This window comes from Micropruina sp. (assembly GCF_027492755.1).
Lineage (GTDB): Bacteria > Actinomycetota > Actinomycetes > Propionibacteriales > Propionibacteriaceae > Micropruina.
Window position 1 is genome coordinate 1 of the sequence record NZ_JAPUED010000019.1, and the last position, 22,820, is coordinate 22,820.

The 22,820-nt window shown below is 69.7% G+C and carries 22 protein-coding genes; 13 read left to right on the forward strand and 9 right to left on the reverse strand.

Translation table 11 applies throughout. From position 1 onward, the window contains the following. From Q0066_RS00960 to Q0066_RS00970, 3 genes are all read right to left on the reverse strand, one after another. A partial coding sequence (locus Q0066_RS00960) for an NAD(+) synthase (RefSeq protein WP_298129162.1) occupies positions 1 to 1,426 on the reverse strand: 1,426 nt, incomplete at its 3' end. A gap of 65 nt (positions 1,427 to 1,491) precedes the next feature. Continuing rightward, positions 1,492 to 2,076 carry a GNAT family N-acetyltransferase gene (locus Q0066_RS00965; RefSeq protein ID WP_298129164.1) on the reverse strand — a complete coding sequence of 195 codons (585 nt, stop codon included), beginning with the start codon at positions 2,074 to 2,076 and terminating at the stop codon, positions 1,492 to 1,494. Between the two features lie 27 nt (positions 2,077 to 2,103). Further along, positions 2,104 to 3,351 (reverse strand): DUF2207 domain-containing protein, encoded by a 1,248-nt coding sequence (locus Q0066_RS00970; protein ID WP_298129166.1) that lies wholly within the window; start codon positions 3,349 to 3,351, stop codon positions 2,104 to 2,106. Positions 3,352 to 3,405: 54 nt separating this feature from the next. Here Q0066_RS00970 and Q0066_RS00975 point away from each other — a divergent pair, with 54 nt between their 5' ends. Beyond that, positions 3,406 to 4,071: an alpha/beta family hydrolase gene (locus Q0066_RS00975; RefSeq protein ID WP_298129168.1), complete on the forward strand. Its 666-nt coding sequence runs from the start codon at positions 3,406 to 3,408 to the stop codon at positions 4,069 to 4,071. Here Q0066_RS00975 and Q0066_RS00980 read toward each other — a convergent pair. The 4 genes from Q0066_RS00980 to Q0066_RS00995 are packed head-to-tail and all read right to left on the reverse strand — an operon-like array spanning position 4,053 to position 9,186. Beyond that, positions 4,053 to 6,476 carry a CHAT domain-containing protein gene (locus tag Q0066_RS00980; protein WP_298129170.1) on the reverse strand — a complete coding sequence of 808 codons (2,424 nt, stop codon included), beginning with the start codon at positions 6,474 to 6,476 and terminating at the stop codon, positions 4,053 to 4,055. The two genes, Q0066_RS00975 and Q0066_RS00980, sit on opposite strands and share 19 nt — an antisense overlap. A 4-nt stretch (positions 6,477 to 6,480) precedes the next feature. Further along, positions 6,481 to 8,082, reverse strand: a complete 1,602-nt coding sequence (locus tag Q0066_RS00985) for a S8/S53 family peptidase (RefSeq protein ID WP_298129172.1) — start codon at positions 8,080 to 8,082, stop codon at positions 6,481 to 6,483. Positions 8,083 to 8,104: 22 nt separating this feature from the next. Further along, a complete protein-coding gene (locus Q0066_RS00990) occupies positions 8,105 to 8,587 on the reverse strand; it encodes a hypothetical protein (protein ID WP_298129173.1) in 483 nt (160 codons plus the stop codon). Then, positions 8,584 to 9,186 carry a sigma-70 family RNA polymerase sigma factor gene (locus tag Q0066_RS00995; protein WP_298129175.1) on the reverse strand — a complete coding sequence of 201 codons (603 nt, stop codon included), beginning with the start codon at positions 9,184 to 9,186 and terminating at the stop codon, positions 8,584 to 8,586. The genes Q0066_RS00990 and Q0066_RS00995 overlap by 4 nt, the downstream gene beginning before the upstream one ends. Positions 9,187 to 9,327: 141 nt before the next feature. On the opposite strand from Q0066_RS00995, the gene Q0066_RS01000 reads away from it, so the two are divergent. Continuing rightward, the gene (locus Q0066_RS01000; protein WP_298129176.1) at positions 9,328 to 10,407 is read left to right on the forward strand and encodes a M48 family metallopeptidase; all 1,080 of its coding nucleotides are present in this window, start codon (positions 9,328 to 9,330) and stop codon (positions 10,405 to 10,407) included. Between the two features lie 14 nt (positions 10,408 to 10,421). On the opposite strand, the gene Q0066_RS01005 is transcribed toward Q0066_RS01000, so the two are convergent. Continuing rightward, positions 10,422 to 11,117 carry a dienelactone hydrolase family protein gene (locus tag Q0066_RS01005; protein WP_298129177.1) on the reverse strand — a complete coding sequence of 232 codons (696 nt, stop codon included), beginning with the start codon at positions 11,115 to 11,117 and terminating at the stop codon, positions 10,422 to 10,424. A 135-nt stretch (positions 11,118 to 11,252) separates the two neighbouring features. Here Q0066_RS01005 and Q0066_RS01010 point away from each other — a divergent pair, with 135 nt between their 5' ends. The 6 genes from Q0066_RS01010 (at position 11,253) to proB (ending at position 16,064) form a co-directional block, all read left to right on the forward strand. After that, a complete protein-coding gene (locus tag Q0066_RS01010; RefSeq protein WP_298129179.1) occupies positions 11,253 to 11,438 on the forward strand; it encodes a DUF1508 domain-containing protein in 186 nt (61 codons plus the stop codon). A gap of 224 nt (positions 11,439 to 11,662) precedes the next feature. After that, positions 11,663 to 11,971: a 50S ribosomal protein L21 gene (gene rplU, locus Q0066_RS01015; protein WP_298129180.1), complete on the forward strand. Its 309-nt coding sequence runs from the start codon at positions 11,663 to 11,665 to the stop codon at positions 11,969 to 11,971. Between the two features lie 11 nt (positions 11,972 to 11,982). After that, positions 11,983 to 12,237: a 50S ribosomal protein L27 gene (gene rpmA, locus Q0066_RS01020; protein ID WP_298129182.1), complete on the forward strand. Its 255-nt coding sequence runs from the start codon at positions 11,983 to 11,985 to the stop codon at positions 12,235 to 12,237. A 239-nt stretch (positions 12,238 to 12,476) separates the two neighbouring features. After that, positions 12,477 to 13,313 (forward strand): hypothetical protein, encoded by an 837-nt coding sequence (locus Q0066_RS01025; RefSeq protein ID WP_298129184.1) that lies wholly within the window; start codon positions 12,477 to 12,479, stop codon positions 13,311 to 13,313. Positions 13,314 to 13,413: 100 nt separating this feature from the next. Beyond that, positions 13,414 to 14,946, forward strand: coding sequence for a GTPase ObgE (gene obgE / locus Q0066_RS01030; RefSeq protein ID WP_298129185.1), 1,533 nt, complete (start codon positions 13,414 to 13,416; stop codon positions 14,944 to 14,946). Further along, positions 14,943 to 16,064: a glutamate 5-kinase gene (gene proB / locus Q0066_RS01035; RefSeq protein ID WP_298129187.1), complete on the forward strand. Its 1,122-nt coding sequence runs from the start codon at positions 14,943 to 14,945 to the stop codon at positions 16,062 to 16,064. The genes obgE and proB overlap by 4 nt, the downstream gene beginning before the upstream one ends. A 150-nt stretch (positions 16,065 to 16,214) precedes the next feature. Here the strand turns inward: proB and Q0066_RS01040 are convergent, their stop codons facing one another. Further along, a complete protein-coding gene (locus Q0066_RS01040) occupies positions 16,215 to 16,979 on the reverse strand; it encodes an IclR family transcriptional regulator (RefSeq protein ID WP_298129189.1) in 765 nt (254 codons plus the stop codon). A 139-nt stretch (positions 16,980 to 17,118) separates the two neighbouring features. Here Q0066_RS01040 and eda point away from each other — a divergent pair, with 139 nt between their 5' ends. From eda to Q0066_RS01065, 5 genes are read left to right on the forward strand one after another with little or no spacing between them, the layout of a single operon-like run. Further along, on the forward strand, positions 17,119 to 17,751 hold the full coding sequence (gene eda / locus Q0066_RS01045; protein WP_298129191.1) for a bifunctional 4-hydroxy-2-oxoglutarate aldolase/2-dehydro-3-deoxy-phosphogluconate aldolase: 633 nt from the start codon (positions 17,119 to 17,121) through the stop codon (positions 17,749 to 17,751). A 37-nt stretch (positions 17,752 to 17,788) separates the two neighbouring features. Then, entirely contained in the window at positions 17,789 to 18,895 is a 1,107-nt protein-coding gene (locus Q0066_RS01050) for a sugar kinase (protein WP_298129193.1), read from the forward strand. A 4-nt stretch (positions 18,896 to 18,899) separates the two neighbouring features. Further along, entirely contained in the window at positions 18,900 to 20,117 is a 1,218-nt protein-coding gene (gene manD, locus Q0066_RS01055) for a D-mannonate dehydratase ManD (protein ID WP_298129195.1), read from the forward strand. A 6-nt stretch (positions 20,118 to 20,123) separates the two neighbouring features. After that, positions 20,124 to 21,605: a mannitol dehydrogenase family protein gene (locus tag Q0066_RS01060; protein ID WP_298129196.1), complete on the forward strand. Its 1,482-nt coding sequence runs from the start codon at positions 20,124 to 20,126 to the stop codon at positions 21,603 to 21,605. A gap of 27 nt (positions 21,606 to 21,632) precedes the next feature. Beyond that, the gene (locus Q0066_RS01065) at positions 21,633 to 22,655 is read left to right on the forward strand and encodes an L-idonate 5-dehydrogenase (RefSeq protein ID WP_298129198.1); all 1,023 of its coding nucleotides are present in this window, start codon (positions 21,633 to 21,635) and stop codon (positions 22,653 to 22,655) included. Positions 22,656 to 22,820 lie beyond the last annotated feature (165 nt).

The window sequence follows — 22,820 nt, forward strand, 5'->3', positions numbered from 1 at the left end:
TGCCGCCGCGCTGGTTGGCCAGCCGGAACAGGTAGTCGGTGCGCAGCCCGGCCTGCACGTTCTCGAAGGTGATGTCGTAGACCGGCTCGCCCTCGGCGAACGGATGGTCCATCTCGGCCAGCATGGTGCGGGCGGTGCCGGTGATATCGAGGGTGGCGAAGGTGACGCCCAGCGATTCGGCGAGCCGGGTGGCGTTGTTCCTGGTGTGGTCGGAGGTGGCGAAGCCCGGCATGGTGAAGGCGAGGATGTCGGTGCGCGGGCGGCCCAGCCGGTCCATCGCCTTGGCGGCCACGATCAGCGCGTGGGTGGAGTCCAGGCCACCGGAGACGCCGATCACCAGCTTCGGCTGCCCGATCGCGCGCAGCCGCTGCTCCAGCCCGCTGACCTGGATGTTGTACGCCTCGTAGCAATCCTGGGCGAGCCGGTCCGGGTCGGACGGCACGAACGGGAACCGCGCGACGTCCCTTCTCAGCCCCAGATCGCCGGACGGCGCACCGAGCGTGAAGGAGACCCAGCGGAAGCCGTCCAGACGTTCGGCATGCGCGCGCCGGTTGTCGTCGAAGGTGCCCATCCGCAGCCGCTCCTGATGCAGTCGGCCGAGATGGACGTCGGCGATCGAGGCCCGCGGACCGTTCGGGAAGCGCTCCGATTCGGCCAGCAGCGTGCCGTTCTCGTAGATCATCGTCTGCCCGTCCCAGGACAGGTCGGTGGACGACTCGCCCTCACCGGCTGCTGCGTAGACATAGGCGGCCAGGCAACGTGACGAGTTCGCCCCGCACAACTGATGCCGCTCGACCGATTTGGCGACGGTGATCGGCGACCCGGACAGGTTGGCCAGCACGGTGGCACCGGCCAGCGCGGCCTCGGCGCTGGGGGGGATCGGCACCCACATGTCCTCGCAGATCTCGACATGAAGCACGAAATGCGGGACGTCGTCGGCGGCGAACAGCAGATCCGGACCGAACGGGGCGTCGACCCCGGCCACCCGGATCTCACCGGTGACGTCGTCGCCGGGGGCGATCTGCCGGCGCTCGTAGAACTCCCGGTAGGTGGGCAGGTACGACTTCGGCACCACGCCGAGGATCTGCCCGCGGTGGATGACGATCGCGCAGTTGTAGATGCGGTGCAGGCTGCGCAGGGGAGCGCCGACGACCAGCACGGTGCCGAGATCCGCCGAGCCTTCGACGATGGACGCCACCGCGGCGTCCGCGGCGTCCAACACCACGTCCTGCAGCAGCAGGTCCTCGATCGAGTACCCGGTCAGGCACAGCTCGGGGAAGACGGCCAGCGCGACGCCTTCGGCGTCCAACTCGCGGGCTTGCTCCAGGATCGCGGCCGCGTTGACCTCGGGCTGCACCATGGCGATCGGCAATGTGGCCGCCGCCACCCGGGCAAAACCGTGGGCGTACAGATTGTGGAAGTCCATTCCGCTCCTTCTAGCGTCCGGGCAGGTTCAGCATGTCAGATGCTGCGCGGACAACGCGGCCGGCATCACTGCTCGCTGGACGCCGGTCCGCCGCTGGCTACCCAGGGACCCGGGGCAGTCTCGGGCAGCTCCTCCTCGGTCTGTTCGGTGGCGAAGACCTCCAGACCCCGAGCCTGATAGTTGGTCAGCGCCGCGGGACCGTCCAAGGTGCAGGTGTGCACCCAGACCCGGACGACGGCGGGCAGCTCCGAACGCTCCGGGATCGACCATGCCGCGGCGATGCCGTGTTCCAGCAGCAGGCCGCCGAGACGCCGTCCGAGACCCGGCTGGGCGAGCCCGAAATAGCGGATCTCGACATGGGTGCCGTCCGGCTCGACGACCGGGTGCAGATGGACGTAGCCCAGCGGCACGCCGTCGCCGTACAGCACCCAGAACTCGCGGCCCGGTATCGCCAGTTCTTCTGCCCATTGCTCCCGCGACCAGCGGAGACGGTCGAGCCAGTACCAGTTGCCGCCCACCAGCGCATAGAGGAAGCGGGCGTATTCGGGGGTGATGCCGTCGGCCCGTTCCAACCGGACGCCCTCAGGTAGCGGACGCGGTGCCCCCGCTGCAGGCTGGAGCATCTGTAACGACCAGGTGGTGACTCTCATGGCGACATTCTGGCCTGCCGCACGGGGTCAGTCGCCGCCGAACCCGCCCCAGTCGCCGCCGCCGAACCCACCCCAGTCGCCGCCGAAGCCGCCGCCGTCCCCGCCGCCGAAGTCACCGCCGTCGGGGACCGAGGAGAAGTCGCCGTCGAACCCGCCCGAGTCGCCGAACGCGCTTCCGGCATCGGCTCCCAGACTGTCCATCGTGCCACCGTCGAACATGCCACCGGCATCGCCGAATGCGTCGCCCAGCGAGCCGACGTCGCCCATGCCGTCGAAGCCGTCCATTGCCGAGAACATCGCCAGGGTGAACATCGCATCGTGCAGGCCCCAGCCCATCACCCCTAGCCAAACCAGGTCGAAGCCGTCGTCGTAGCCGTCGGCGCGAGCCTGCGCGGCCAGATCGCCGAACACCTTCACCCAGTGATCCGCGACCCCGAGGGCGATCGCCCAGGGCAGGTACTTGGAGAAGATGCCGGCCGCCTCCTCGTAGGAGAACTGTTCGACCTCGGCGGTCTCCAGGTAGCGCTTGAAGCTCAGCGTCTGGATGCGCAGGGCGGTGCCCTCGGCGCTGCGCACCGGTCGCTGGGCGGTGCGGGTGCCGATCAGCGCGCCGCCCAGGGCCGCCACCGCCCCGGCCGCCATCGCGGCACCGGTGCTCGTGGCCAAACCGATCAGCAACAACAGGCCGGCCGCTATCCACACCACCCGGACGGGGTGCATCCCAGTGACCTGGCGGAAGTAGCCGCGCTCGTAGGAGGCGTTCGCCAGGGTGTACTGGAAGTCGCCGAACGCACGATTGCCCTGGGCCGGCAGCTCGGACAGCCGGACGTCGGGCGTGGCCAGGAACAGATCGCCCAGCAACTGCTGTTCGATGGGATCGAGTGGATCGGCGGGCGGCTCGTCGGCGACGTGCAGCTCCCAGTCCTTGCCGCCGCGGGCCTGCGGGCTCTCCACCACGGTGATGCTCAGATGCCCGCGGGCGGCCAGGTCGACGATGGTGGCCATCACGTCGCGGTTCTCGGGGGTGCCGTCCACGACGGTGCCGGCCAGTCCTGGTCCGACGCCACGAGGGGGGTTGAAAGCGACCGCGACCTCGCCGCTGTACTCGCTGCCGCCCGGTACCGGTACGCGGGTTTCCGCCTGACCGCCGAGCGGCGTCAGGCCGGGAACGACCCCGGCGAACATCTCGTCGGCGAACTTCCGCCGTTGGGCCCGCCAGGCCCATACCAGCAACACCGCCACGCCGAGCGCGGCCCCGATCCAGGTCACGTCCATACGCCCATAGTGACAGGTGCCCCGAACCGCCTTCGCGGACGCCAGAATGCTGTCATGAAGCTGCCGACAGTCAGGACGCCGCACGGCCCGTCGCGGCTCACCGTGCATGCCCCGGACGACCCGCGCGCGGTGCTGCTGCTGGGGCATGGGGCGGGTGGCGGCACCCATGCCTTCGACCTGGTGACACTGGCCGCCGAGCTGCCCTCGCGCGGCATCGTGGTGGTGCTGCACGAACAGCCCTGGCGGGTGGCCGGCAAGCGGGTCGCCGCGCGTCCGCCCATCCTGGACGAGGGTTGGCGTCCCGCACTGGACCGCATGCTGGCGGAGTATCCCGGGGTGCCGCTGTGGGTAGGTGGACGCAGCGCCGGCGCCCGGGTCGCCTGCCGATGCTTCGACGAACGACAGGCCGGCGTCGTCTGCCTGGCGTTCCCGCTGCATCCACCCGGCAAACCGGAGAACTCCCGGATCGCTGAGTTGGCCGGAGTGGCCGGGCCGGTGCTCGTCATCCAGGGCGAGCGCGACCCGTTCGGCTCACCGGAGGACGTACGCGCCGCCGCCGCGGAGGCCGGGGGAGCACAGCCCCAGGTGGTCGCGGTATCCGGCGCCCATTCGTTCGGGCCCCGGAGCAGGGCCGACCGTGCCGGTGCCGAACGCCTGAAGCGGACCCTGGTGACCTCTGTCGCGGACTTCGTCCTGGGAACTCACCACCCGGCGCCGTAGCACTGGAAGGTGGACAGCAGATCCGAGTGCTGGGCGGTCGCGGACGCCAACGCGTCGGCCGGCGGCAGACCGCGGGCCAGTTCGGCGTGCATGTCGGGCAGGATGGCCGCCGCGACCTCGTCCGACACGCTGGTGGGGGAGGCGATCACGCACCGTGCGCCGGCATGCAACCAGGCGGTGGTCAGGCCGAGCAGCTCATCGCCGCGCCGGATGGTGGTGGCACCCACCTCGCAGGCCGACAGGATGACCGTCTCGGGCACCTGCGGCAGCTGGTCCAGGTCGTAGCCGAACCAGGGTCCGTCGACCAGCTCCAGGGTCGAGAACAGCGGGTTGTCGGCCACGTGGTGGCCGTGCGCGGCGAGATGCAGCAGGTCGACGCGTCCGGCCAGCTCGCCGACCCGGGACGCCGTCGCGTCGGTGCCGGTCAGCACCACCGCGTCCGGCCAGTGCGTGGCCGCCACCGAGACCTCGTGCTCGGCGCGGGCCAGTCGCGGGCCGGCGACCAGTCCGGCACTGGCGAACTCGTGCGGGGAGGCCCGTTTGGTCACCCATTCCGAGGCGCTGCGCGGAATCGTCACCGCATGCCTGGCCAGCGTCGGCATCAGCGTCCAGGCGATACCCGAGAACATGCCCGTCGGGTTGATCACGATCCGGCGGGTGGCGAGCTTCTCCCGCACCGGGCCGAGCAGGGTGCTGTCCAGCCCGGCGACACGCTCGCGCAGGCCGGCCAGCACGCTCTGCGCGATCATCGGCGGCAGGTCGGCGGCCGCCATGTCGAGGTCGGCCGGCAGCCCGGACAGCGCCTCCCGGATCACCTGGGTGGGCGCCAGCCGCACCACCTCCGCGGCCCGGTCGGTGACCAGCAGCATCCAGGCCCACCCGTCGGCGGCCAGCGGTGCCAGCAGGGTGGCTCCGGTCGAGGCGAGCTCGGCCTGCAAGCGGTCGAACGGCACGATCGGCTGCACGGTCGCCGAGCCCCGGTCGGTCCAGGCCCGCCGGCGCACCCGGTCGAGCAGTTCGGTCTGGCGGGCGGCGTCCGCGGTGCCGGGTTCGGGACGCCGTTGCGCCAGCACTCGCAGCTCGGTCAGGTCCGCGGATGCCTCAGGATCGGCCGGCGGACGCAGCGCGACGATCCGGGTGGAGACGGCGTCGAGCCACTCCACCCACTCATAGGCCAGCTGCGGCTTTCCCGTGCCGACGGCAAGGGCGAGCCCGCGCTCGGCGAGTCGTTCACCGTGGCCCACGGTCGCGGTCTGCAGGTCGAGGCTGCCGAAGTTCGCCTGCCATTGGTGCAACTCGTCCAGCCCGGCGCGCAGCACGCGCAGCGCCGTGCCGGGGGAGCGCTGAGCGAGCGCCCGCACCTCGTAGCCGAGCAGCCGGGTCTGCAACCCGGCATCGGACGGCACCCGCACCCGCGGTACCGGCTCGCCCACGGCGGCGGCCGCCTTCGCCGCGTACACCCGCATCCAGGCCGCGTCCCGGCCCATCCCCTGACGGGCCAGCCGATCGGCGAGCTGCCGGGCCACCGCGGCCGAACCGCGTCCGCTCTCGATCCGTCCGGCCTGTTCCACGGCCTCGCAGTACAGCGACCAGGCCGGGACGCCGAGGCTGCGGAACCGGCGGGCGGCGCGGCGCGCCCAGCGGATGGCCAGCGTCGGGTCGTCGACCACCCAAGTGCGGGCCAGCACCAGTTCGGCTTCGGCCTGGGCACGGATCCAGCGTTTGCGTCCGAACAGGACGGCGGCCCGTTCGAGATGCTGGCGGCCCTCGTCGTGCATGCCGGCGGCGAGCAGCGCCTCCCCGCGATCCTGATCGGAGATGGCGGCCAACTGGAGCGATTCCGCGCGCAACACGGGCTGGGCCGCGTCCATCAGTTGCAGGCCGCGGACGAGTTGACCGGACATCATTGCCGAATAGCCCAGGTTGTGCCGGGTTTTCCTGGCCAGCTGGGTCAGACCCGCTTCCTCGAAGACCCGGACGGCCTCCTCCAGGTCGGCGAGAGCCTCGGGGATCGCGCGCTGGAACAGGTACAGCGTTCCGCGGTTCATATGCGCCCGGCCGAGTTCTTCGCCGTCCAGGAACGGCATCGCCTCGGCGTAGTCGACGAGTGCGGGCCGTACCTCGCCGAGCCGGGTGCGCAGCAGGGCGCGTTGCGCGTACAGCTTGCCCACCTCGGTGTCGGGAAGGACGTCGCGCTGCTTGAGGGCGGAATCAATCAGGGCGAGTCCGGCATGTTTGTCGCCCAGTTCGGCCTCGACGAAGCCGAGCGTTCCCTCCAGGATCGCCCGGGTGGCGTCGGACTCAGCACGTTCCAGACCCTTGAGCAACAGCTGCCGAGCCTGGTTGAAGCGCCAGGCGCGGCTGGCGACCCTCGCCCGCTCATGCAGTTCGAGGGCGCTCAGCATCCCCTCATGGTGCCACGATGTCTGACACCGCAGTGACAGCAACCCACGCCCGGTCCTTCACGGTCGCCCGATGCTTCTCCTCATCGGCGGGCATGGTGCGGAACAGATGCTGGGCGATCCGGCCGGCCACCAGCGGTGCCGAGAAGGACGTCCCGCTCCACACCGCGAACTGGCCGGTGAAGTCATCGGGGTCGATGTCCTCGCGGATATGGCCGTCGTACTTGATCCGTGCCCGGGGCAGGTAGCCGCCCTGCAACGGGGGCATCGTGCTCACCACGGACGCGCCGGACGCCCACGCCCGCACCCATCGACCGGTGTTGCTGAACAACGCTTCGGACGCGTTCGGGTTCAGAGCGCCGACCGCTACGATCGGCAGCCGGAAGGCATCCACCTTCTCCGCTTCGCCTTGATCCGGACGCCAGGGGCCGAGCGCGGCAGGGAACTGAGGCCGCGCGGTCGATTCGTTACCAGCCGCGCAGACCACGGTGACGCCCATCACGCCGAGAGCCCCGAGCAGGCCGCCCAGCAGGTGCTCGGTCAGCGTGTCGTCCTCGGACTCGTGGAAGAACCCCAGCGACAGGCTCAACACGTCGATCCGCAGGCCGCCCTCCTCCCGGTCGTGGTACTTCTGCACCAGACCGACCAGGCCGATCAGCGCGGTGAGCACCCGGTTCTCGGGGACGGGGCCCTCGGAGTCGACGATCCGCCAGGAGTAGATGTCGGCGTCGGGGCAGGCCTGGTGGATCAGGCCGGCGATGAACGTGCCGTGGCCCGAATTGGTGTCCAGTTCTCCGTCCAGGGGCCCGGCCAGGTCGCCGCCGATCTCCGGGTCGGTGTTCGGATCGAGCGGGATCAGCGACGGGGTGTCCTCGGTGACCACACGATCCAGCCAGGGATGCTTGCCGACGCCGGTGTCCATGATCGCCACGTGCGGGCGAACCGCGCACTTCTCGCGCCGCACCGGCGGCTCGCCGACGTACATCACAGGCTGGCGACCCCCGGAACCCTGCCGACCGTAGCTGGCCGGCGCACCGTGTGGTTCCCAGACCGGGTGTGGTTCCCAGACCGGGTGTGGTTCCCAGACCGGGTGCGGTTCCCAGACCGGCGACGTCATCATCAGGTGATCCAGGCCGACGCCGACCATCGACTCGACACCGGCCTCGGCGCGGGCCAACTGCAGCAGCACCCAGGCGTCCGGCGACGAGGCGGCCACGCCCGGGGTGACGCCCAGCAGCAGCCGGGCCATGCCGAGGGTGATCCGGTTCTCCGGGTTCTTCGGGTCCGGCACGGAGACCCGGGGTGAATCGAAGGTCTCGTCGACGCGGACCGTCCAGCCCTTGAGGCCACCGACCTTCTCCAGGATCGGCAGCACATCGTCCAGTCGGTCGATGGCCACCAGCAGCGAGGTCCCCACGTAGACGGTGGGCCTCGGCGTGACCCCCTCTACCTGCATCGCGGTGCCGGGGTCCAGGACCCGACCCGAGAGGGGTTCGATCAGGGATCGCGGCGGCACCACCGGGTCGCGATCCATCCAATCGCGCTTCGGACGCTTCGGCGCGCGCGGCTGGTCGGCGTTCTCGTCTGGTGGGGTGGAGTAGTCACTCACGACGGGGTCCTTCGGTCGATGGTCAGATTTCGAAGAGCGTGGTGCGGAAGGCGCTGTCGGAACCGGTGGCCAGCAGGTCGAGGCGGGTCAGCCCGCGGGGCACGCCGGCGAACTCGAACCGGCCGTGGCTGCCGACTCCGGCGGTGTGGGTACCCTGCTCCTGCCACAGCGACGCGGTCAGGTCGGGGGCGTCGCCGCTGGCGTCCGCGGTGCGGGTCACCCAGCCGTCAATCCGGCGATGGCCGGCATCGACCGGGCTGACCCGCAACATCACGGTCATTCCGACGGCGGTGAACTCGAGCACCAGCTTCTGGTCGTCGGCGCTGCGGACGCCGGCCAGTTGCTGGGAGCGGTGCACCATGGTGAGCAGTTCGTATTCCAGGTCGAGATCGTCGACGGCCAGGGCGGCCAGCACCCGTTCGGTCAGGCCGGCCGGCGGGGGATCGAGTTCGGAGTACATCCGGTTGATGGCGACCAACAGGGGGTCACGGTCCTCGGCGTTCACAGTTGGCCACCTTTCTCCAGCGAGCTGCGCAGTTTGTCGAGGCAGCGGCGCCGGGTCGGGCCGATACTGCCGATGGGCATGCCCAGGTTCTGGGCGAGACCCGCATAGTCGGGACGGTCGTCGAAGGCCACGATGCGCAGCAGCCGCTGGCACCGCTCGTCCAACGTCCGGACGTGCTCCCACAGCGCCGAACCGGCCAGCTCCTCCAAGGCGCTGGTCTCGGCCGCCGCCGTCGATGGGAGCCCGGCCGCGAGCTGGGTGTCCTCGACCGCGGTGGCTTTGCCGTCCGAGGTCTTGGTGCGCCAGGCCGTGCGCCGGGCCGTGGTGAGCAGCCAACCGCCGATCGCGGCCGCTTGCGCCACCTGGTGCCCGTTGCGGACGAGTGCCAGCCAGGTGTTCTGCACGGCATCCTCCGCCGCCGCCTGGCTCAACCCGTAGGCCCGCACGGTGTGCCACAGCACGGGCGTCATCAGCCGGACGAGTTCATCCAGGGCGGCCGACTCGCCGCCCTGCCAGCGCTCGAAGCACGCGGTGGCCCTGACCCAGACGGAGACTTCCTCCGTCGCGCCCGGGCGGCCCGTCACATCCGATGCAGCCATCAGCGTCCCTGTTCCCACATGCGTCAGGAGACAGCAGGTGCCCCCTTGATACCGCGCAGCGAAAAATCGCTGCTCACCGGATTAGGTGTGGTCAGAACCTATCGCGTCAGCCCTGACCAGGGGCAGGGCAGACTGGAGTTCATGAGCGAGCCGACGCGCATTCCGTTGCCTTCCATCAGCTCCCGGGCCTGGGAGCATCCGGCCGATCGCGGCGCCCTGGTGGCGTTGCGCAAATTGCGTGGTTTCGATGTGATCCTGAAGCAACTGTCCGGATTCCTCAATGAGCGGGCAGTGCGCATGTTGCTGCTCGGCTCAGCGGTACGTGCCGACGAGCGTCAGTTCGCGCGGGTGTACCGGCTGTACCGCGAGGCCGGCGAGGTATTGGACGCCGGGGTGCTGCCCGAACTGTTCATTCGGGCCGATCCGACCATCAATGCCATGACGATCGGCCTGGACAAGCCGGTGATCGTGCTCAACTCGGGACTCATCGATGTCATGGACGACGACGAACTGCGGTTCGTACTGGGTCATGAACTCGGGCACGTGCTGAGCGGGCATGCGGTCTATCGCACCCTGTTGGCGGCATTGCTGGCACTGTCGACGACCCTGTTCGCCATACCGCTGGGCGCGCTCGGCGTCCGGGCCGTGATGGCGGCGCTGCTGGAATGGCAGCGCAAATCGGAACTGTCGGCCGATCGGGCCGGCCTGCTGGCCGATCAGCAACCGCAGGTGGCACTGCGTGCCCACATGAAGATGGCCTCCGGTGGACGGATCGACGAACTCGACCCGGAGGTGTTCCTCGCTCAGGCGCAGGAGTATCACGCCAATGACGACGTCCGCGATCTGCTGCTGCGGGCGCTGATCGTCGAGACCCAGACCCACCCGTTCGCGGTCGTCCGGGCGGGTGAACTGGATCGGTGGGTCAAGTCGGGCAGCTATCAGGCGGTGCTCGACGGCGACTATCCGCGGCGTGAGGACGACGCCGACGCCAGCATGTCGGCCGAGGCGTCCGCTGCCGCGCGGCACTACGGCGAGGAGTTCTCCCGGCTCGACGAGAGCCTGGGCCGGGTCTTCTCCGACCTCGGCCGCGGGCTCGGTCAGGCCCGGGATTGGCTGGCCGACCGGCTCAGGGATCTCAGTGAGCCCCGTCCGCGCGATGACCGCGAGCGGCGCGACAACCCTGGACGTGACGATCGGCGATCGGGCCCGCCCGAGTGGTGACCGACCCGCTCGGGTCAGCTCGCCCTGAGTCGTTCGGCGAGGAACGCCAGGGTGCGGGTCCAGGCCAGCGCGGACGCCTCGGCGTGGAAGAACATCGGGTGCGGATTGTCGAAGGCGTGCTCGGCGCCCGGATAGGTGTGGAACGTCACGCGCTCGCTGGTGAGTGCGGTGCGCACCTGCTCGACGACCTCGGGCGGGAAGAAGCTGTCGCCCAGCCCCCAGTGGTGCAGGCTCGGGCAGCGCACCTGGGAAGCGAGGTCGAGCAGGCCGGGAATCGCCGAGCCGTAGTAGGAGACCAGGGCATCGGGGGTGTTCACGGCCGCCACCTGGAAGCCGAGACCGCCACCGAAGCAGAAGCCCAGCACCGCCACTTTCCCGGTCACCTCCGGCGCGGCCCGCAAGGCATCGAGGGCCGCCGAGGCGTCCGCGGTGGTCTGCTCCCAGTCCAGACGCTGCGAGCCGGCGATGCCTTGTTGCACGTAGTCAGGGGCCTCTTCGTCGAAGGTGGGCAGTCCGAGCCGGAAATACAGTTCGGGCGCGTAGACCACGTAACCGGCGGCGGCCAGATCGGCGCAGCGCTGTTCGATGTAGGGACTGACGCCGAAGATCTCCTGCAGCACCAGCACGCCCGGCCCGGTACCGGGGGCCGGCAGCCATCGACGCACCGGCAACTCGCCGTCGGGACGCGGGACGAAGACCAGATCGCTCACCCGTAGCATCCTGCCGCAATCGCCGTCGTCGGTCACCCGGCGTCGGCAAGCGGCAGACCCTAGCCGTACGCCGGCCTCGGTTCTACGATGACAACGGACGATGGCCGTCCGACATTGATGCGTAAGGGAGCACCGATGGCAGGGAAATTCGAGGTCTACCAGGACGCGGCCGGCAAATTCCGGTTCCGGCTCAAGGCCGGCAACGGTGAGGTGGTCGCCACCGGGCAGGCGTACACCAGCCTGGCCGGAGCCAAGGAAGGGTGCGCCGCGGTGCAGCGGGCGGCCGACGGCGCCAGCATCGTCGAGGCCCCGTCCGACTAAGGCAGGCCGCGCAGCCCTCGGCGCCGAGGGCGATCGGCTCACGACGCCCGGTCGATTTTCGATACCGGCCGGGCGCCGCGCCGTCGCTCGGTTTGACCCTGTTCCGGCTGGCCACCTATTCTTGATCCTCGGTGCCCCGTGGGCTCGTTGGCAGTGTCGGTTCCTCCGGCCCGCCCGTCCGAATGGGCAGTGCATTCATTGAGATCGAAGAGAGTGGGTCAGGCGTGTACGCGATCGTGCGCAGTGGCGGCCGCCAGCACAAGGTTGCAGTCGGCGACGTCCTGGAGATCGACCGGGTCGATGCGGCGGTGGGTGACAGCGTTGCGCTGACTCCGCTGATGCTCGTCGACGGCGAGTCCGTCACCATCGAAGCCAAGAAGCTGGCCAAGGTCAGCGTCAGCGCCGAGGTGCTGGGTGAGATCAAGGGTAAGAAGATCCACATCCTGAAGTACAAGAACAAGACCGGGTACAAGAAGCGCCAGGGCCACCGGCAGAAGTACACCCAGGTCAAGATCACCGGAATCGAAGGCTGAGGTAGTACGAGATGGCACATAAGAAGGGCGCATCCAGCTCACGCAACGGTCGCGACTCCAACTCGCAGCGGCTCGGCGTGAAGCGCTTCGGCGGTCAGGCCGTCAACGCGGGCGAGATCCTGGTTCGCCAGCGCGGCACCCATTTCCACCCCGGTGAGGGCGTGGGTCGCGGTGGCGACGACACCCTGTTCGCGTTGCGGGCCGGCGTGGTGGAGTTCGGCACCCGGCGCGGCCGCAAGGTCGTCAACGTGGCGCTGGCTGAGTAACACACACAGCTTGACGAAGGGGCGGTCCGGACGGACCGCCCCTTTCGTGCTGCTCGGACGCGTGTCGGCGAACCGATGGACGCGGGTATCCGAAGGAGCCGTCTCCGGTGTCCAAGAAAACCGCCCCCGGTGACCAAGAGAACCGCCCCGGTGACCGGGAAGACCGTCCCCGGGGTCCGGTTCGGGGTTGCGGGCCTGTGCAACGATGACGGCGGGTGCGGGGAGAAGGGGAGGCGTCGATGTCGATCGGGGTTCGGCGCCTGGTGGCGGCACTGGTGGCGGTGTTCGCAGTGCTGCTGACCGGTTGCACGGCGTCCGGCGTCATCGACGTGCGGTCGGCGGACGAAGTGATGATCGACGTGACGATCAACCATGGGTTGGACGAGCACGTCTGCACAGCGGTGGGCGTGCGAGATCTGCCGCTGACCGTGACGGCGGAGCCTGACGAGGACGAGCCGGGGATCTGCCGGATTTCCGGCACCGTCCATCCCGAGTTGCTCCGCGAGTACTTGACGGTGACCCACGCCGGGGAGTTGTTCGTCATCACCTTCAATCCGCTGACCGTCGTCCCAGGGGTCGAGGCGCCGAACAGGTGGGCGCTGTCGACTTTCACCGAGCTGGATCTGGCCGTCCGATTTCCGGGGCAGGTGACCAACACCAACGGTGAGGCCGACGGCAACGTGGCACGGTTCCGCGATCCGAAGCAGTTCATCCGGCCCTACGGGCTACGGGCCGAGGCGCTGGATCACCCGGGCCCGGCCTGGTCCGTGATCGGGCCCATCGCCGGCTTCCTGGCCGGTGCGGCTGCTGCCGTGCTGGCGTTCGCGCTCTGGCGTCGCAGAGGCGTGGGCGACCCGATGGGCGATCTGGAGGAGTCGACCGAAACGCCGGACGCTGAGGCCTGGGACGAGCCGGAGGGCAAGCCGATGCTGACCGACGAGCCACCGACCGACCACTCGGCGGCCGGACCGGCCGAGTCCGAGCAGCCGTGGGCACCGCCCGCCCCCGATCACCACACCCCTGACCCACCGCGCCGGCGTCCGGACGACTCGATCTGGGCGCGGCCCGAGGACTGAGGGGAGGCGGCGGCGATGGGCCGATGCGGGCCGCTTCGCTCCGCTGTGGGACGATGAGAGGCGATCCCCAACCGTCCACCCACATGTCTGGAAGTTCACCATGGCCATTCCCTCGTTCGTCGACTCCGCGACCTTGACGGTCGCCGGGGGCAACGGCGGCCATGGCTGCGCGTCCATTCACCGGGAGAAGTTCAAGCCGCTCGGCGGCCCGGACGGCGGCAACGGCGGCAACGGCGGCTCGGTCATCCTGCGGGTCGATCAGGGCCTCACCACGCTGGTCGAGTACCACCGCCAGTCCCAGCGCAGGGCGGCGAACGGCCAGCCCGGCAAGGGCGATCACGCCAACGGCGCCAACGCCGACGACGTCATCCTGGCGGTCCCGGACGGTACCATCGTCAGCGACGCCGACACCGGCGAGGTACTGGCCGACCTGATCGGTACCGGTGCCGAGGTCGTGGTGGCCTCGGGCGGACGTGGCGGGCTGGGCAACGCGGCGCTGGCGTCCGCGACCCGGAAGGCGCCGGGCTTCGCGCTGCTCGGCGAAGAGGGAGAGACGCGCCGGATCACCCTGGAACTCAAGGTGCTCGCCGACGTCGGCCTGGTCGGCTTCCCCAGCGCCGGCAAATCGTCGCTGATCGCCGCGATCAGCCGGGCGCGTCCGAAGATCGCCGACTATCCGTTCACCACCCTGGTGCCCAACCTCGGCGTGGTGGTCGCCGGCGACGTCACGTTCACCGTCGCCGACGTGCCGGGCCTGATCGAGGGGGCGTCCGAGGGTCGCGGCCTGGGCCACGACTTCCTGCGGCACATCGAGCGTTGTCAGGCGATCGTTCATGTCATCGACTGCGCCACCTATGAGCCCGGACGGGACCCGCTCACCGACCTGGACGTGATCGAGGGCGAACTGACCGCGCACGGTGGACTCGAGGACCGGCCGCGGATGGTGGCGCTGAACAAGATCGACGTGGCCGACGCCGCCGAACTGGCCGAGATGGTGCGCAGCGATCTCGAGGCCCGCGGGTTGCCGGTCTTCGCCGTCTCCACCAAGACCAGTGAGGGCCTGCGCGCGCTCACCTTCGCGATGGCTGACCTGGTCGCCCGGCGCCGGGCCGCAGCGCCCAAGCCCGAACCGAAACGGATCGTGATCCGGCCCGCGCCGGTGGCCGGCGGGCCCGAGTTCAGCATCCGTCGGCAGGGCGACGGCGACGGCGGCTTCGTCTGGCGGGTCCGCGGTGAGAAGCCGGAACGCTGGGTGCGGCAGACCGATTTCGGCAACGGCGAGGCCGTCGGCTACCTGGCCGACCGGTTCGCCCGGCTCGGGGTCGAGGAAGAACTGCTGCGCCAGGGTGCGCGTGCCGGCGACGCCGTCGCCATCGGCGCCGGCGAGCATCCGGTGGTCTTCGACTTCGCCCCGCAGGTCGAGATCGGTGCCGAACTGCTCTCTCGTCGCGGCGAGGACCAGCGGCTGTTCGAGGAACGTGAATCGGTGAAGCGCCGCCGCCGGCTCGATGCCGAGTACCACGCGGCGAAGCAGGCCGAGGATTCGACACGGGTGGCCCAGGACGGCTACCAGGGCCCGGACGAGAGTTCCGCCGGGTTCGATGCAGACCTGTTCGGCGAGGAGGGCCGGTGAGCCTTCGGCAACAGCTCACCGATGCCCAGCGCATCGTGGTCAAGATCGGCTCGTCCTCGCTGACCGAACGCCGTGGCCTGAACACCGAACGGATGCAGCAGCTGGTGGACACCCTGGCCAGCCTGCGGCGGGCCGGGCACGAGGTCGTGCTGGTGTCGTCCGGCGCGGTCGCGGCCGGCATGCCCGCGCTCGGCATGAAGCACCGGCCCCGTGACCTGGCCGGGCAACAGGCCGCCGCCTCGGTCGGCCAGGGGCTGCTGATCGAGCGCTACGACGCGTTGTTCGCGGCGCACTCGCTGGTGGTGGGCCAGGTGCTGTTGACCGTGGACGACCTGACCCGGCAGGCGCACTACCGCAACGCGTTGCGGACCTTCACCAAGCTGCTGCAGCTGGGTGCGGTGCCGGTGGTCAACGAGAACGACACGGTCGCCACCCACGAGATCAGGTTCGGCGACAATGATCGGCTGGCCGCGCTGGTCGCGCATCTGGTGCGCGCGGACGCGCTGGTGCTGCTGTCGGACGTCGACGCGCTCTACACCCGGCACCCCTCGGAGCCCGGTGCCGAGCGGATCGTCGAGGTGGCCGACATCGACGAGCTCGAGGTGGACACCTCCCGGATCGGCTCGGCGGTGGGCACCGGGGGAATGACCACCAAGCTCCAGGCCGCCCGGATCGCGACCGCCGGAGGCATTCCGGTGGTGCTGGCGCATTTCGACGATCACGCCGCCGCGCTGGCCGGCGAAGACGTCGGCACGTTGTTCCGGCCGACCGGAAAGAAGCGGTCCCGGCGGTTGATGTGGCTCGCCTACGCCTCGCAGGCCAAGGGTGACCTGGTGCTCGACGCGGGCGCCGTCCGGGCGGTGTTGGAGCGCAAGGCGTCGCTGCTGCCGGCCGGTGTCACCGGCGTGCGCGGCGACTTCCACGCCGGCGAACCGGTGCGTCTGCTCGACCCGTCCGGCGCGGTGGTGGCCCGCGGCATCGTCAACTACGACGCGGCCGATCTGCCCAGCATCCTCGGCAAGAGCACCCACCGCCTGGTGGAAGAGCGCGGCCCCGAGTTCGATCGGGAGGTCGTCCATCGCGACGCGCTGATCGTGAAGCTGCGCGGAGGTCGCTAAGTCCGGTGGCCCCGATTCCTGGTGGTCGAGCTTGTCCGGCTCCCGGTGGTCGAGCTTGTCGAGACCCTGGTGAGGTTTCGACAGGCTCAACCAGCGGTGGGTGAGGGTTTCGACAAGCTCAACCAGCGGTGGGTGAGGGTTTCGACAGGCTCAACCAGCGGTAGCAGGCTTCCAGACCGACAGGCCGTCGGGCAGTAGTGGCGGCAGCAGTTCGTCGATCAGGGTGGCCAGCTCGTTCTGGCGGTGCTCGGTGAGCCGTTCGGACGGCATCGTGATCGACAGCGCGGCCATCGCGTTCGTGCCGCGGACGACGGCCACACCCAGGCAGGCCACGCCCGGCTCGTTCTCTCCCATCTCGGTCGCGAAACCGCGGTGACGAGCCGCCTCCAGTGCGTCGGCCAGTTCCCGGAGGCTCAGCTTCCGGTTGTGCAGGTAGGCGCCCAACCGCTCGTCGGGGACTCCTCGTGCAGCCAGCAGCGCCCGTCCCATCGCGGAGGTCGCGGCCGGCGTGCGGCGTCCGACCTCGGAGAAAACCCGGATCGCGCGTTCGGGCTCCACCTTGTCGACATACAACACCTCGTCGCCGATCAGGACACCGAGGTGCACCAGTTCGTCGATCGCCCGGGAGAGGGTGACCAGCGCGGGGTGCAGGGACTGCCTCAGGCTCTGTGGGGTGAGGAAGCGCTCACCGAGCGTCATCGCCGCCGTGCCGAGCAGGTAGTCACCGGTGGTCTCCGACTGCGCTGCGAAGCCGTGCGCGCGCAAGGTGGCCAGAGCGCGATACGCGGTGGACTTGTTGACGCCGGTGCTTGCCGACAGGGTCGCCAAAGGAGCACCATCGGGACCAGCCTCTGCAAGGGCGACGAGTAGGGCAAGGGCACGATCGATGGCCTCGACCCGTGGGCCTTCCGTCATGAGCCGATGATGCCCGGTCATTTCGCCCAATGCAACGGTCCTGTCGTTGATCGAAACGGTTCTTGTCGATCGGACACCATCAGTGGCAGGATGTTTCATACAACGAACTACATGTTTCAATGGCTGAAACGGAGTCTGAATGTCTGACCTTCTCGACCAGGTTCTCTCCCGTCGTATCGTTCCGGTGGTTGTGGTGCGCAATGCCGCGCGTGCTGCGGGTTTGGCCGATGCCCTGGTGGCCGGCGACCTGCCGGTCGCCGAGGTGACGCTGCGCACCGAGGCGGCACCCGAGGCAATCGCGACGATGGCGAAGAATCCCGACCTGCTGGTCGGCGCCGGCACCGTCCTCACCCCCGATCAGGTCGATCTGGCCGTCGATGCGGGCGCCCGCTTCCTGGTCAGCCCTGGGTTCAGCGCGGCCGCGGTGGCGCGGGCGAACGAGCGAGGGGTGCCGATCGTTCCCGGCACGGTGACTCCGAGCGAAGTGATCGCGGCGCTGGATGCCGGGCTGACCACGCTGAAGTTCTTCCCGGCCGCGAACTACGGCGGGGCGGGCACGTTGAAGGCATTCTCGTCGGTGTTCTCCGGTGCACGCTTCGTGCCGACCGGGGGAGTGTCGGCGAACAACCTGGGCGACTACCTGACGCTGCCGAACGTGCCGGCGGTGGGCGGCTCGTGGATGGTGCCCGCCGGCACCGTCGACGCCGGCGACTTCGCCGAGGTCCAACGACTGTGTGCCGAAGCGGTTGCTGCCGCGGCGGCCATCGGCTGACCCCACCCCCGATCCCGGACACAAGGAGCGCATCCAGATGACTAACCCGTTGACCCTGCGGCCCGCAGACGAATGCCGTTACGACGCCCTCGCCCTGGGCGAGGTGATGTTGCGGCTCGATCCGGGCGAGTTCCGGATCCGCACAGCGCGGAGCTTCACCGCATGGGAGGGCGGCGGCGAGTACAACGTGGTGCGTGGCCTGAGCAGGGTGTTCGGCCAGCGGGCCGGTGTGATCACCGCCTTGGTCGACGACGAGGTCGGGCACCTGATCGAGGGCATGGTGATGGCCGGTGGGGTGGACACCTCGCTGGTCCACTGGGCGCCCTCGGACGGCGTGGGCCGCACGGTGCGCAACGGGCTGAACTTCACCGAGCGGGGCTTCGGCGTCCGGGGTGCGAAGGGCGTCAACGACCGCGGTCACACCGCGATCGCGCAACTCGGTCCGAACGAGGTCGATTTCGAGCAAATCTTCGGCGAGCTGGGGGTGCGGTGGCTGCACACCGGCGGCATCTACGCCGCGCTGAGTGAGACCAGCGCCGAGACCGCTCTGGCGGCGATGAAGGCGGCCAAGAAGCACGGCACGATCGTCTCCTACGACCTGAACTACCGGCCCAGCCTGTGGAAGAGCATCGGTGGCCAGGCCCGCGCCCAGGCGGTCAACCGCGAACTCGCCCAGTATGTCGATGTGATGATCGGCAACGAGGAGGACTTCACCGCCTCGCTCGGTTTCGAGATCGAAGGCGTGGATGAGAATCTGACCGAACTGCCGATCGAGGGCTTCGCCCGGATGATCGAGACCGCGGCCGCCACCTATCCGAACTTCCAGGTGATCGCCACCACGCTGCGGGCCGTGCATTCGGCGTCCGACAACGACTGGAGCGCACTGGCCTGGTCGGCGGCGTCCGGGCTGGTGCAGGCGGCTGACCGCAAGCATCTGGAGATCCTGGACCGGGTCGGTGGCGGTGACTCGTTCGCGTCCGGCCTGTCCTACGGCCTGATCAGCGGTCAGGATCTGCAGACCGCCGTCGAGTACGGCGCCGCGCACGGCGCCCTGGCGATGACCACCCCCGGCGACACCACGATGGCCACCAAGGCCGAGGTGCTCAAACTCGCCGCCGGCGGCGGCGCCCGGGTGGATCGGTAGAACCGTGCCCGACGTCATCGAACGCGTCGAGGTGCTGGTTTCCAGCCCCTCGCGCAACTACGTGACGCTGCGGCTGACCACCCGCGACGGCATCGTCGGGCTCGGCGACGCCACCGTGAACGGGCGCGAGCTCGCCGTGGCGTCCTATCTGCGCGACCATGTCGGCCCGCTGCTGATCGGACGCGACCCGGGCCGCATCGAGGACACCTGGCAGTACCTGTACCGGGGCGTCTACTGGCGGCGCGGCCCGATCGGGATGGCGGCCATCGGCGCCGTCGACATCGCACTGTGGGACATCCTCGGCAAGCGGGCCGGGCAGCCGCTGTACGCGCTGCTGGGCGGACGCGTCCGGGATCGGCTGGCGACCTACCGGCACGCCTTCGGCTGGGACCTGCCCGCCCTGCTCGAACAGGTGGATGCCCACCGGGAGGCGGGTTTCGAGAACATCAGGGTCCAGGCCGGAGTGCCCGGTCTCGACGTGGTCTACGGCGTCACCAAGGACAACACGGTCTACGAGCCGGCCGGACGCGCCGCCGCACCCGCCGAGGAGATCTGGGACACCGAGGCCTACCTGCGCTCGATGCCCGGGGTGATCGCCGGCGTCCGCGAGCATGTCGGCGACGCGGTCGGACTGCTGCACGACGCCCACCACCGGCTCACCCCGATCCAGGCCGCCCGGCTGGGCAAGGCGCTGGAGCCGGTCGGCATGTACTGGCTCGAGGACGTCACCCCGGCCGAGGACCCCGAGGCACTGCGGCTGGTCCGCCAGCACACCACCACACCGCTGGCCATCGGCGAGGTGTTCAACACCATCTGGGACTGTCAGCAGCTGATCGAGAACCGGCTGATCGACTACATCCGGGTCGCCGTCGTGCATGCCGGCGGCATCAGCCACCTGCGCAAGATCTTCGCGCTGGCCGAGGTGCACGGCGTCCGGGCCGCACCGCACGGGCCCTCGGACGTCTCGCCCATCTCGCTGGCGGCGTCCATTCACCTCGGGGTGGCCGTCCACAACTTCGCCATCCAGGAATACATGGGCTACCCCGACCTGGTCCATGAAGCCTTCCCGCACGCCTGGCATGTTGCGGACGGGCACCTGCAACCCGGTGACGAGCCCGGTCTGGGCGTCACTCTGAACGACGAGCTGCACCACGCCGACGACTACGAACCCGCCTACCTGCCCGTGGCACGGCGCCGCGACGGCACCCTCACAGATTGGTGATCAACGATGACCCAGCCACTGTCCAAAGCCAACTTCACCGGATCGGTGCTGGGGGTGAGCGCACCCCCGAAGCCGGGCATGCTGCACCTCGGCATCGGCAACTTCCACCGCGCCCACGCCGCCGTCTACACCGCGAAGGCGATGGCCGCCCAGGGCGGTGACTGGGGGATCGTCGCGGTCGCCAACCGGTCCCGGCGGGTGGTCGGCGCACTGGACGCCCAGGACCACCTGTACTCGATCCTGGAACTGTCCAGCGCCGGTGAGCGGGTCGATGTGATGGACGTCCATCGCAAGACGTTGGTGGCCGCCGAGCAGACCGATCAGCTGATCGCGCAGATCGCCGACCCCGCGATCAAGGTCGTCACCATGACCATCTCCGAGAACGGCTACTGCCGGCACCCGGTCACCGGCGATCTGGACGTCGACGGCGCTCAGATCAGCGCCGACCTGGCCGATCCGGCGAATCCGCGGACCAGCATCGGCCAGCTGGGTGCCGCGCTGATCCGGCGCTATTCCGACGATGCCGGCCCGCTCACCATCCTGTCCTGCGACAACCTGGTCTCGGCCGGCCACACCGCGCACAAGATGGTCGGCCAGTACCTGCAGGCCACCGCGACCCCGTCCGGCTTCCACGACTGGTTCACCGCCCAGGTCACCTTCCCCAACGCCATGGTCGACCGGATCGTGCCCGGCACCACCGACGCCACCCGGGCCAAGGTCGAGCAGCTGCTGGGCCTCACCGACGCCATCCCGGTGCCCGCCGAACGCTTCAGCATGTGGGTGATCGAGGACAAGTTCGCCGCCGGCCGCCCGGCCTGGGAAGAGGGCGGCGCGATCTTCTCCGACGAGGTGGAGGCCTACGAGCTGGTCAAGCTGCGGCTGCTGAACGGTTCGCACTCGCTGATCTCCTACCTGGGTGGCCTGGACGGCCAGCCGACGATCCCTTCCAGCTTCGGCCAGGACTTCGTCCGGGAATGCGTCACCGAACTGCTGAACACCGAGTACCTGCCCAGCATCGGGTTGCCGTCCGGCTTTGACCCGCAGGCCTACATCGCGCAACTTTTCGACCGATGGAGCAACCACGCGCTCGGCGACGCCACCGCCCGGGTCGGTTCGGACGGCTCGCTGAAGTTGCTGCAGCGCGTCCCCGATCCGGCGCTGCGGATGCTCGATCTGGGCGAGGTGCCGCAGCAGCTGGCGCTGATGGTGGCCGGCTGGATCGCCTGTGTCTGCCCGCCGGACGGCTTCGATCCGGGTCCGATCGCGGCCGCGATGATCGAACCCGCCAAGGACCGGCTGGCCGCGGCAACCGCCGGTGCCGGATCGACCCGCGCTCACGTCGAGGCGATCGTCCGCGGCGGCTTCTTCCCCGAGGCGCTCGCCCAGCGTGACGAGTTCACCGAACGGGTCGCCGACTTCGTCCAGATCATCACCACCTCCGGGGTCCGGGACGCGGCCAAGGCCGCGCTGGACGCCCGCCGAGCCTGAGCCCTCACCCAACCGAAAGGACTGTCGATGAAGACACTCAAGATCCATTCCGCCGAGAACATCACCATCGAGGACGCCGCGATCCCCGAGCCCGGCGAGGGGGAGGTGCGGGTGCGGATGATGTACGGCGGCATCTGCGGCTCCGACCTGCACTACTACTTCGAGGGCCGCAACGGCGCCTTCGTGGTCACCGAGCCGCTGGTGCCCGGCCATGAGATGTCCGGCGTGGTCGACCTCGATCCCTCCGGACGCCTCGCCGCCGGCACCCGGGTGACCATCGCGCCGGCGACCTACGGCACCTCGGAGCCCGGCATCGAGGACCGTCCCTACCTGTGGCCGAACGGCAGCTACTTCGGCTCGGCGTCCACCACCCCGCACACCCAGGGCGGGATGAGCGAGTACCGGGTGGTCAAGGACTTCATGATCCGGGTGCTGCCCGACGGCCTCGGCCTGAAGGAGGCCTCGCTGGCCGAGCCGCTGGCCGTCGCGCTGCACGCGATCGCGATGGCCGGCGGCGTCGAGGACAAGAGGGTGCTGGTCACCGGCTCGGGCCCGATCGGGCTGTGCCTGGCCGCCGCCGCGGTCGTCAAGGGGGCCGCGGAGGTGACCGCCACCGACGTCCTGGACGGGCCGCTGAGCCGGGCCAAGTCGCTGGGTGTTCACCACACCATCAACGTCCGCGAGGATCAGATCCCCGCGCTGGCCTACGACGTGGTGTTCGAGTGTTCCGGGGTGGGCCCGGCGATCAGCCCCGCGCTGGCCGCCGCCCGTCGTGGCGGCACCGTGGCCCAGGTGGGCATGCTGCCCGACCGCGAGATCGGGGTGAACCTGGCGCCGTTCGTCTCCAAGGAGGTCACCTACGTCGGCTGCTTCCGGTTCAACGACGAGATCGGCGAGGCGATCGAGCTGCTCGCCGCCCATCCGCAGCTGGCCGGCGTGATCACCCACGTGATCGATGCCGACGACATCGTGGAGGCGTTCCAGACGGCCCGCAACAGCCAGGAGTCCGGCAAGGTCGTCGTCTCACTCTGGCTCGACGAGCAGGACTGAACGATCCGGTCGGGCCGGCTGCCGCTGTGCTTCGACGAGCTCAACCGGCGGTGGACTTCGAATCGCGCAAGATCGGGGGCCCCAGGCGGGGGGCCCGCAATAGCCCCACCAAGCCCCGGCCGGGGGGGTTTGTGTGTTTGGGAAGGTGGCGGGGGGGCCCCGCGG